The organism is Microtetraspora fusca, from assembly GCF_001570365.1.
In the GTDB taxonomy this organism is placed as follows: Bacteria; Actinomycetota; Actinomycetes; order Streptosporangiales; family Streptosporangiaceae; genus Microtetraspora; species Microtetraspora fusca.
This window is the reverse complement of sequence record NZ_BBYK01000047.1, coordinates 250,281-259,918: the sequence shown is the minus strand read 5'-3', so window position 1 is coordinate 259,918 and position 9,638 is coordinate 250,281. Positions and strand designations below refer to the sequence as shown.

Genomic DNA, 9,638 nt, shown 5'->3' with positions numbered 1-9,638 from the left:
CCGACGACCGCTGAACGGCGATCCGCAACCTCTGATCGGTGATCCGCGACGGGCGATCGGCGACGTGGTTGACGTAGTGATCGCATCGGTCACCGGTGATCCGGCCCCGCCCCTGGGCTGGCCCGGCAGCATGCCCGAACTCCACGCTCCAGGGAGGGCTGCACGCTCCAGGGCTGCACAGGCGAGAAGTCAGCGTGGCCAAGGCTCCACCGCGTCTGCCCCAGGCTGCCCCCGACGGTGCGCGAACAGGCAGTGGAGACGGACCGAGGCCCGGCGGGGCGATCGGCCACCGCTGACCGGGCCCGTCCACCGGCCGGCCCGGCAGCATGTCCGAACTCCACGCGCCAGGGCCGCACGCGACGGGCGTCCGTGTGCCGGAACTCTCATGTGCCGGACTTCCGCGCACTGCCCCGGACGATAGGTGGACAGACAGCGGCCAGCGAACGCAACCACGCATATCGAGGCTGACCCGTCCCGTCCCGTCCACGGGCCGGCCCGGCAGCATGCCCGAACTTGCTCATGCTCGGGCTGCATGCACCGGAAGTCAGCGTGGCCGGGGCTCCGCCCGCGTCTGCCCCAGGCTGTCCCAGACGGTGCGCGAACAGGCAGTGGAGACGGGGACCGAGACCCGGCGGGGCGATCGGTCACCGGTGATCAGGCCCGTCCACGGGCCGGCCCGGCAGCATGCCCGAATTGCACGCGCGAGGGCTGCATGCGCCGGAAGTCCGCGTGGGAAGTCAGCGTGCCGGAACTCCCATGTACCGGCGCTTCGACCGAGACGACGGTGGTGGGGAAGCTGATGCCGACCACCGCGCGTCTCAGGGGGCGATCGCCCTCACGAGTCGGACCGGCTTCATCCGCTTGGCCGGCTCCGCGACCAACCGCCCCGGCCCGTGCTTCGGCCTCGCCGAAAATTCGAGGCCGCACCAGTTCGAGGCCGCATTAGTGGTGTGCCGGTCGGTCGCGGTGCAGGAGGTCCCGGGTTCGGGAGCCGAGGCAGGCTCAGGCGCGGCGGAGCAGGCTGAGGCGCGGTGGAGCAGCTCAAGAGCGGGTCGAGGCGACAGAGACGCCGGCCCTGTCGTATCTGCCCGCTCCCGGGCTCCTCTGCCACCCCCGGCCACCAACGGGCAGGCGTCGTCGCCGTAACGGCTATCCCCGGCACCCCCATAGTCGACCCAGGCGGCATCTACGTTCCGAGGCGTACCGGTGGATGGGCATCGTCGTCCCGATCGGCTGGCTCGGCAGCCCGTGCGGTGGCATGACAAAGTTCGTCAACCTCGGACAGGAGTTGACCGTCTTCTCATCTGTCACATACCCCCCAAGCAAGCGGGAGGCGCTTTGCGCGTCCGTACTCTGCGTACTCTGATCTCTGTCATAGGCCTGGCCGTCGGGCTGCTCGCCGCACCGTTCGCCGTGCATGCGGCCGACGCGGCGCTCGTCTCCCGCGGCGCGTCGGAGTCCAGCTGTTACCGGCAGGTGGGAGACCACTGGGAATGCGTCACGCCCGGTGCGTTCTGCCCGGCGGCGGCCCACGGGAAATACGGCTATTCCGAAGCCGGCGCGACCTACCAGTGCGTTCAGGACGGCTCGTACTGGCGGTGGAAGCCGGCCGCAGGTTCCGGTTCGCCCGACCCGACGCCGACCCCGAAGCCGACCCCGACTCCCACACCCACCGCGACGGCGAAGCCGGGCAAGTCGCAGTGCTCGCGGGCCTTCCTTCCCCTCCCCGACCCGAAGTGCCAGCCGGGCGCCCGCAACCCCGGCGTCACCCAGGCGACCATCTCCACCACGATCTGCGCGGCCGGGTACGCCGCCAAGGTCCGGCCGTCCGCGAGCTATCTGAGCAGGCTCAAGGTCACCCAGATCACCCAGTACGGCTACGGGGACAAGAACGCGGCCCACTATGAGGAGGACCACCTCATCCCGCTGCTGCTCGGCGGGTCTCCGAAGAGCGTCAAGAACCTCTGGCCGCAGCCCCGGTACAAGGCCGGCGGGAAGACGGCGCTCGACAAGAACGCGGTGGAGACCAGGCTGTACAAGGCGGTGTGCGCGGGCACCGTACGGCTCGCCGCGGCCCAGAAGGCCATCGCGAAGGACTGGCGGACCGCGCCGGCCGTGTTCGGCCTGTAACCGCCACCGATCTGGGCAGAATCCCGGGGCGAATCCTCATGTAGAGCCCCCGGAAGAGCTCCGGCGGACCTCCGCCGGGACCGGCAGGCGGGAGCGTCGGGCGGACACCGGGGGAGAACCCGCGGGCAGAGCTCCGCGAGGAGCCGGGGGACGAACTCCGAAAGCGTCTCGGGGAAGAGCTCGGGGCGGCGTTCGCGAGGAACGTCCGGGCGGAGCCTCGGGAAGAATCCTTGGGGCGCCGATCCGGTCTGCTCCGGGCTCGCCCGACCTGGGCCTGCCGGAGCGCACGGGAGGACCCGCCCTTTCCCGTCGAAAGGGCGGGGTCAGTACCGGCCCCAAGGCGGCGAGGTGGACGGCAGATTGATCACAACTCGAGACGCGCCCTGCGCTGAAAGGCCAGCCACCCATCAGCCGTGTCACCAACCTGCCTGGGCAGTACATCTAGTGCTGTGACTTCTCCGCCCAAGGCCAGAGCTTTTCGGGGTTGCGTACCGCCCAAATGTGCTTGATCCGGTTGCCTGGAACGTCGAACGCCGCCACCGTCACGGTGACGCCGTCGCGCTGGGCCACCAGACCGGGCTGACCGTTGACCGTACGCTCCAGGATCGTCAGGCCGGGCGCCTTGCCGGCGATGGCGATGATGTAGCGGGCGATCTGCTCGCCGCCTTCGATCGGGTAGAGCACGGCGCTGACCAGGCCGCCGCCATCGGCGATCATCGTGGCGTCGGGGTCGAGGAGGCCGACGAGGGCTCCGATGTCCTTCGCCTCCCATGCCTGCTTGAAGTCCCTGACGATGCCGGCCTGCTGGGCCGCCGGAGTCGCGGGAGCCCGCGACGCGCGGACGCGACGGCGGGCGGACGAGGCCAGCTGGCGACATGCCGCCGGGGTACGGCCGACGATCTCGGCCACTTCGGTGAAGGAGTGGCAGAAGACGTCGTGCAGGACGAACGTGACGCGCTCGGCCGGGGTCATCGATTCGAGCACGACGAGGAAGGCCATGCTGACCGACTCGTCGAGAGTGACCCGGTCGGCCGGATCGACCGGGTCACCGTCCGGCCGCCCGCCGATCCACTCCGTACGATCGGGCAGCGGCTCCGGGACCCATTCGCCCACGTAGCGCTCTCGCCGGGCCCGCGCCGAGCCGAGCAGGTCCAGGCAGATGCGACTGGCCACCCTCGTCAGCCAGGCGCCGGGGGATTCGATGGCGTCCTGCTGCTGCCGGGGCATGGCGTACCAGCGGGTGTAGGTCTCCTGGACGACATCCTCGGCGTCGGCAAGGGAGCCGAGGAGCCGGTACGCCAGATTGATCAGCTGACGCCGCTCGCTCATGATCGCGTTCAGGCTCGGATCGAACCGGCCGTGCCCTGGCTCGGATGGGGTGGTCATGGCGTCCCCGACTTTCCTTGGTCGCAGCTGTCCTCACCAGATCGACGAGACAGCGCACCGAACTGTGAGGTCGGCGCGTCACCTCACATTTTCCGCGGCTGCGTCGTCGGACTACTGAGGCGCCGGGTCGAAAGCCTCAAACACCGCTGAGATTGAGAAGGGGAGACCTCGCCATGCCCTCGGACACGACGACGAAGCAAGGCAACCTCATGTTCTTGCGTGTCGCGATCACCGTGCAGACCGTAGGCGTCTTCATCCAGGCGATCACCGCGGGGCTGTTGTTGTCCTCACCCGGAGGTGGGGCGCTGCACAGTGCCGGCGCGTACGGGGTGTTCATCGTGGCGCTGTTGCACGTCGTCGTCGCGATCCTGGTGTGGCGGCCGGGCGGCGGCTCGCCCAGGCCCATCCTGTACGCGGTCGGATTCTTGGCGGCCACGTCGGCGCAGGTAGCGCTGGGCATAGCGCACGTGAAGACGGTGCACGTCCCCTTGGGCGTCCTGATGTTCGGCATGAGCCTCCTCCAGCTCGTCCGGATCCGGACCGCCCGCCGCGCTGACGTGACCGCTGCCGCCTGACGGTCGACGCGCACATTCCCCGCGGTTGCGTCACCGGGCCACTGAGAGACCGTCCAGCACGCGGGAAAGCTCGGCGACCCCGGCCGGTACGCGGATCGCCCTCGACAACCCGTTTCGGAACGCGTGATCGTCCCGCCACCGGCCGCTCATGCGCGGCCGTCAGCAAGCCCCAGACCGCTGAAATCGAGAAGGGAAAACCCCACCATGTCCACGCCTACGACCGAGCAGGACAACCTCCAGTCGCGTCTGCCCGACCCCAGCCAGTTCTTCCCCGAGGTGGCCACGATCGCCGGAGCCATGGCCAAGGCCACCCTGAACGGCGCGATCCCGCACACCACCATCAATCTGGTGCAGTTGCGCGCCGGGCAGATCGTCGGCAGCACGTACCACACCGTCCGGCAGACCGGCCTCCTCCGCAAGGCCGGGGAGACAGAGGAGCGCATCACCGCCGTGGCGTCATGGCAGGACGCCCCCTACTTCACCGACGCCGAACGGGTCGCACTGGAACTCGTGGAGGCCGTCCTCACCCCGAACCCGTTCGGGGAGCGCGTCCCCGACGAGCTGTACGCCAAGGCAGCCGCCCACTACGACGACAAGGCGTTGTGGACGCTTACCATCGCGATCGGCCAGATCTGCTTCTTCATCCCCGTCGCCCTCATCGCCAAGCCGATCCCCGGTAAGCCCCTCGGGAAGAACTACAGCAGGTAACGTCCGGCAGGCTCGGGGTGAGGACACGGCGACCGCGCCTCACCCCGGGAACCACCGGCCCCCGCGTAGCCGGTCAGAGGTCCAGGCCACCTCTGTTGACGAGTTGCCGGACGATGACGTTGCGCTGGATCTCGTTCGTCCCCTCGCCGACGATCATGAGCGGGGCGTCGCGGAAGTAGCGCTCGACGTCGAACTCCGTGGAGTAGCCGTAGCCGCCGTGGATCCGCACCGCGTTGAGCGCGATCTCCATCGCGGTCTCGGAGGCGAAGAGCTTGGCCATCCCGGCCTCCAGGTCGCAGCGCCGCCCGCTGTCGGCGCGTTCGGCCGCGTACAGCACGAGCCGGCGCGCGGCGGTGAGCTTGGTGGCCATGTCGGCGAGGTAGTTGCCCACGGCCTGGTGCTTCCAGATCGGCTTGCCGAAGGTCTCGCGCTCCTGGGCGTAGCGCAGGGCGTCCTCGAACGCGGCCCGGGCCACGCCGAGGGCGCGGGCGGCGACCTGGATGCGGCCGGTCTCCAGCCCCTTCATCATCTGCGCGAACCCGCGGCCCTCGACGCCGCCGAGGAGCGCGGAGGCGGGCGCGTGGTAGCCGTCGAAGGACAGCTCGCAGCTCTCCACGCCCTTGTAGCCGAGCTTGGGCAGGTCGCGGGAGACGGTGAGGCCGGGGCCGTGCTCGACGAGCAGGATGCTCATGCCGGTGTGCGCCGGCTTCGCGGCCGGATCGGTCTTGCAGAGCAACGCGATGAGCTGCGAGCGGCGGGAGTTGGTGATCCAGGTCTTGACGCCGTCGATCACGTAGCCGTCGTCCGCGCGGCGCGCGACCGTGGTCATCGCCTGCAGGTCGGAGCCGCCGCCCGGCTCGGTCAGCGCCATCGTGGCGCGCACCTCGCCGGTGGCCATCCGGGGGAGGTAGCGCCGCTTCTGCTCCTCGGTGCCGTACGTCGCGAGCAGCTTCGCCACCACGGTGTGCCCGCCCATCGCGCCGGCCAGGCTCATCCAGCCGCGGGCGAGCTCCTCGGTGACCATGACGTAGCAGGACATGGAGACCTGCACGTCGCCGTAGGGCTCCGGTACGGCGAGGCCGAAGACGCCGAGCCGCTTCATCTGCTCGATCAGTGCCTCGGGGTACTCGTCGGCGTGCTCCAGGTCGCGGACGACGGGCCGGACCTCCCGGTCGACGAAGTCCCGTACGGTCGCCACGATGGCCCGCTCCTCCTCCGACAGCTCCGTCATGTCGCCTCCACGCCGCGTCCACGAAGGCCGCCGGTCGCGGCCTCCGTCGTCGATCCGACCACTCATCGATGGGAACACTGCCCGGTTGGAGCTCCGGTTAAGGGGGCGCCGCCCGAGGAGACGACAGTGGGTACGGCGCGGTGAGCGATCTCGACAAGACGAGCGGGCAGGGCATGGCGAACGGATGGGAGTCGACGGTGGGCGATGCGGTGACGGCGATCGCGGAGGGGCCGTACTTCGAGGAGCTGGCGGTCGGGCAGGTGTTCGACGGCGCGCCCGGCGTCACTCTCACGGCCGGGCACGCCGCGGTCCATCAGGCGGTCGTCGGCGACCGGCTGCGGCTGCCGCTGGACGCGCACCTGTGCCGGGAGGTCACGGGCGAGGCCGCCCTGGCGCATCCGGCGCTGGTCTGGGACGTGGCGATCGGCCAGTCCACGCTCGTCACCCATCACGTCGTGGCGAACCTGTTCTATCGGGGGCTGGCGTTCCGGCGGCTGCCGTCGATCGGTGACACCCTGCGTACGTCGACCGAGGTGGTGGCGTTGCGGCAGAACCGCCCCAAACAGGGTCGACGGCCGACCGGGCTGGCCGTGCTGCGGATCGGCACGGTGGACCAGGACGGGGCGCCCGTCCTCGACTTCTGGCGCTGCGCGATGCTGCCGCTGCGCGACCCCGAGGTGCGGACCGGCCACGACGCCGATCTCGACGCGGTGGGCACGGCGGTCTCCGACGCCGACCTCGCGGAGGGGGCCGAGCGGCTGCTTGCCGGCTGGAGTCTCGACCGGTTCCGGGAACGGGTCCCGGGCCGGCACTTCGCCGACGTCTCCGAGGGCGAGAGGTGGCGGGTCGGCGGGGGAGACGTGGTGTCCGCCGCTCCCGAACTGGCGAGGCTCACCGTGAACATCGCGCGGGTGCATCACGACGCCGGCGCCGCCCGGGACGCGCGACGGCTGGTGTACGGCGGGCACACCATCGGCGTCGCGCTGTCCCAGGCGGCGCGGGCGCTGCCGAACCTGCTCACCGTCGTGGCCTGGCACGGCTGCGACCACCTCGGCCCGGTCCACGAGGGGGACACGCTCTCCAGCGAGGTGGTCGTGGAACGGCGCACCCCGCTGCCGGGCGGCGGTGGGCTGGTCCATCTCCGTTCGCGGGTCGCCGCCCTGGGCGACGGCGACCCGCGCGACGTCCTCGACTGGAGGTTCGTCGCCGTGATGGCATGACTCGGCGCAGCCCCTTCAACCTGGCCGCCGGGTTATGCCATCACCTGAAGCCCCTTCGACGCGGCGGATGCCCGCGCCGCCGGCCGTACACGCGGGCGTCCGGGGGCGCCGACGTCACGTACGGACCAGGGTGAGCCCTCCCTCCCCGCTCCTTTTGATGACGATGACGGCGTAGTCGCCGGTCACCTTCGGATCCGAGATGGTGATCCGTTCGATCTTGTTCGGGCCGCCGCTCGTCGAGCGACGGGCTTTGGAACGCGGCAGGCCCCACTTGCCGGAGTCCGGCGCCATCACGAAGAGGTCGAAGTCCTGCCCGTTGCGCGGCACGACGGTGAGGGTCGCGGGCACGCCCTTCTCGATCCGGGTCGTACGGATCTCGACCAGGTTGCCGGCGCCCATCGCGAATTCCATGGGCGCGCCCTGGGCGAGCTGGTCCGGCGGGGCCACGGCCAGCTCGATCACGTGCTCCTGATAGTTCGTACTGGAGGTGACGTCGGCCCGGTAGAGCTTGCTGTCCTGGGTCGGTTGCACGGCGACGAAGTCGGGGCCGGAGATGCCCCACTCGGAGCTGGTGACGGCCGATTCGAGATCGGCCTCCGGCGCCACCTTCAGGTCAACGTCGTCGCCGTCCGCCGAGGAGGGCGCCGTCGCCACCACGGACCACCTGTCGGGCGTGGAGGCGTGGTGCTGGTGGACCGGAACGTTCGCGGGCCGAAGCACCGGCTGCCTGTCATAGAGCGTTTCGAAGCGGACGGGGTAGATGGTGTTCTGGAAGAACGCCGAACTCGCGTCCAGCGCGTCCGCCGCGTCGATCAGGTTCGCGAACTGGTTGATGTCGTTGGCGGGTGCCTTCCTGAAGGCCGCCACCACGCCCGCGGGTCCCAGACTGGAGGTGTCCCAGTACTTCTCGTTGCGCGCCCCGGAGTCCGCGAGGTCGAGGAGGACGCCGGCGACACGGCCCTCGACCTTGTCGGCGCCCTCTCCGCTCGGCCAGCCGTTGCTGAACCACCGAGGGCTCTCCAGGTTGATCGCCGCCTCGCTGCCCCAGCGGAAGTGCGTCTCGTCGTAGGTCTGGACCGCCACCCAGTTGGCCCACCCCTCCGACCAGGCGCAGGCGGGGGACGAGGGCACTTCCATGTAGTGCTTCGTGCATTCGTTCCCGTACGGCGGCATGCGGTCGTGGGTGTAGTCCATGATGAAGTGCCCCAGCTCGTGGCCGACCGTCATCCTGCGAAGCTGATCCGAGGCGTCCAGGTGGATCTCGTAGCGATTCGGGCATTTCTCGGTCCCGTCAATGGGACAGTAGTAGGGGGTGCGGAGAACCTGGTCCGGCGCCCACCGGATGGTCACCGCCTGGCAGTTCCGCGCGCTGGGATTCCAGCAGTCGTTTCCGGGCTCGTTCAGCCAGCCGGTGTACGCCTTCCAGGTGTCGTAGGCGGCGGTGAAGATCCGGAACGCGCCTTCGAGGGGGCTGCCGGGCGCGCTCTGGAGGTCGATGGTCGTCTGGTCGGTGCCGGGGGGCACGTCCGCCGTCACCGCGCTCTTGCCGCTGTAATAGGCGGTTTCCGGGTCCATGTCACCGGGCTTCGAGACGTTCCAGTGGTAGCTGCTCGAGCTGACCTCGATGGAGACGTCCTGGCCGGTGCCGTCCTCCTCGGTGCCGGGGAAGCACAGCTTGTAGGCGCCCGCGTCGTCGGTCATGGCCCACCCGAGGCTGTCCCGGTTGTCGTCGGCGTCGCTGTCGAACCCATACACCGCCGCCCTGGGCACGCCCGTGACCGAGCCGTCCTCCGCTTTGAAGTGGGTGACGCGCCCGTGCACGCACGTGTCCCTCGCCAGGGACGTCCGCGGTGGTGGCATCGCCGTACGGCGCGCGCCGTCGTCCGGAGGCATGCCGAAGATCGAGGACTTCTCCCCGATCGTGAGGTAGGCGAGCCCCTCGCTGCTCGGGCCGGGTCGCGCGTCCCGGGCGTGGACGCGGATCGAGGTGGGGCCGGGGGCGACCGCGGTGACCACGCCCTCGTACCGGACCGGCGTGCCGCGCCGGGCCCGGTTCGTACGGCTGGCGCGGTCCACGGGGCTGCGCCCGATCTTCGCCGCGACGTGGGAGAGCTCGGCGGGCGGGCGCACCCAGCGCAGGGTGTCCGGCAGGTCGATGACGGTCGTGGCGTCGGGGATGTCCTGTTTCGCGGTGACCTCGACGGTGAGCGTCGCGTCCTGCCCGACGGCCGGGGCCCGGTCGAGCGAGACGCTCACGGTGAAGCAGTCACCCGGAGCGCATGAGGGAGGGGCCGCGAGGGCCGGGGCGGGGGCCGCCGCGGTGAGCACCGCGGCGATCCCCGTGGCCGCCAGGGCGGCGGCCGTCAGTCGGCGTAACATTCGTGTCTC

Annotated in this window: 7 protein-coding genes; 4 read left to right on the top strand and 3 right to left on the bottom strand. The window is 70.3% G+C overall.

From position 1 onward, the window contains the following. The first annotated feature begins 1,338 nt into the window (after positions 1 to 1,338). A complete protein-coding gene (locus AWQ68_RS17725) occupies positions 1,339 to 2,130 on the top strand; it encodes a hypothetical protein (RefSeq protein ID WP_066941689.1) in 792 nt (263 codons plus the stop codon). 441 nt (positions 2,131 to 2,571) lie between these two features. On the opposite strand, the gene sigJ is transcribed toward AWQ68_RS17725, so the two are convergent. Further along, on the bottom strand, positions 2,572 to 3,516 hold the full coding sequence (sigJ, locus tag AWQ68_RS17720; RefSeq protein ID WP_066941687.1) for an RNA polymerase sigma factor SigJ: 945 nt from the start codon (positions 3,514 to 3,516) through the stop codon (positions 2,572 to 2,574). A 209-nt stretch (positions 3,517 to 3,725) separates the two neighbouring features. Between sigJ and AWQ68_RS17715 the strand changes: the two genes are divergently transcribed. Together AWQ68_RS17715 and AWQ68_RS17710 are read left to right on the top strand one after the other, a co-directional pair. Next, positions 3,726 to 4,091: a hypothetical protein gene (locus AWQ68_RS17715; protein WP_245655964.1), complete on the top strand. Its 366-nt coding sequence runs from the start codon at positions 3,726 to 3,728 to the stop codon at positions 4,089 to 4,091. A 204-nt stretch (positions 4,092 to 4,295) separates the two neighbouring features. After that, positions 4,296 to 4,799 carry a carboxymuconolactone decarboxylase family protein gene (locus tag AWQ68_RS17710; protein WP_066941683.1) on the top strand — a complete coding sequence of 168 codons (504 nt, stop codon included), beginning with the start codon at positions 4,296 to 4,298 and terminating at the stop codon, positions 4,797 to 4,799. A gap of 73 nt (positions 4,800 to 4,872) precedes the next feature. Here AWQ68_RS17710 and AWQ68_RS17705 read toward each other — a convergent pair whose 3' ends face one another. Further along, on the bottom strand, positions 4,873 to 6,030 hold the full coding sequence (locus AWQ68_RS17705; RefSeq protein ID WP_066941681.1) for an acyl-CoA dehydrogenase family protein: 1,158 nt from the start codon (positions 6,028 to 6,030) through the stop codon (positions 4,873 to 4,875). Between the two features lie 140 nt (positions 6,031 to 6,170). On the opposite strand from AWQ68_RS17705, the gene AWQ68_RS17700 reads away from it, so the two are divergent. After that, positions 6,171 to 7,250 carry a MaoC family dehydratase gene (locus tag AWQ68_RS17700; RefSeq protein WP_245655963.1) on the top strand — a complete coding sequence of 360 codons (1,080 nt, stop codon included), beginning with the start codon at positions 6,171 to 6,173 and terminating at the stop codon, positions 7,248 to 7,250. 114 nt (positions 7,251 to 7,364) lie between these two features. On the opposite strand, the gene AWQ68_RS17695 is transcribed toward AWQ68_RS17700, so the two are convergent. After that, entirely contained in the window at positions 7,365 to 9,629 is a 2,265-nt protein-coding gene (locus tag AWQ68_RS17695; RefSeq protein ID WP_066941679.1) for a hypothetical protein, read from the bottom strand. Positions 9,630 to 9,638 lie beyond the last annotated feature (9 nt).

Bases quoted from the DNA above. Each gene is read 5' to 3' on its own strand.
- AWQ68_RS17710 (WP_066941683.1), top strand. From the start codon at position 4,296: ATGTCCACGCCTACGACCGAGCAGGACAACCTCCAGTCGCGTCTGCCC.
- AWQ68_RS17715 (WP_245655964.1), top strand. From the start codon at position 3,726: ATGTTCTTGCGTGTCGCGATCACCGTGCAGACCGTAGGCGTCTTCATC.
- sigJ (WP_066941687.1), bottom strand. From the start codon at position 3,516: ATGACCACCCCATCCGAGCCAGGGCACGGCCGGTTCGATCCGAGCCTG.
- AWQ68_RS17705 (WP_066941681.1), bottom strand. From the start codon at position 6,030: ATGACGGAGCTGTCGGAGGAGGAGCGGGCCATCGTGGCGACCGTACGG.
- AWQ68_RS17695 (WP_066941679.1), bottom strand. From the start codon at position 9,629: ATGTTACGCCGACTGACGGCCGCCGCCCTGGCGGCCACGGGGATCGCC.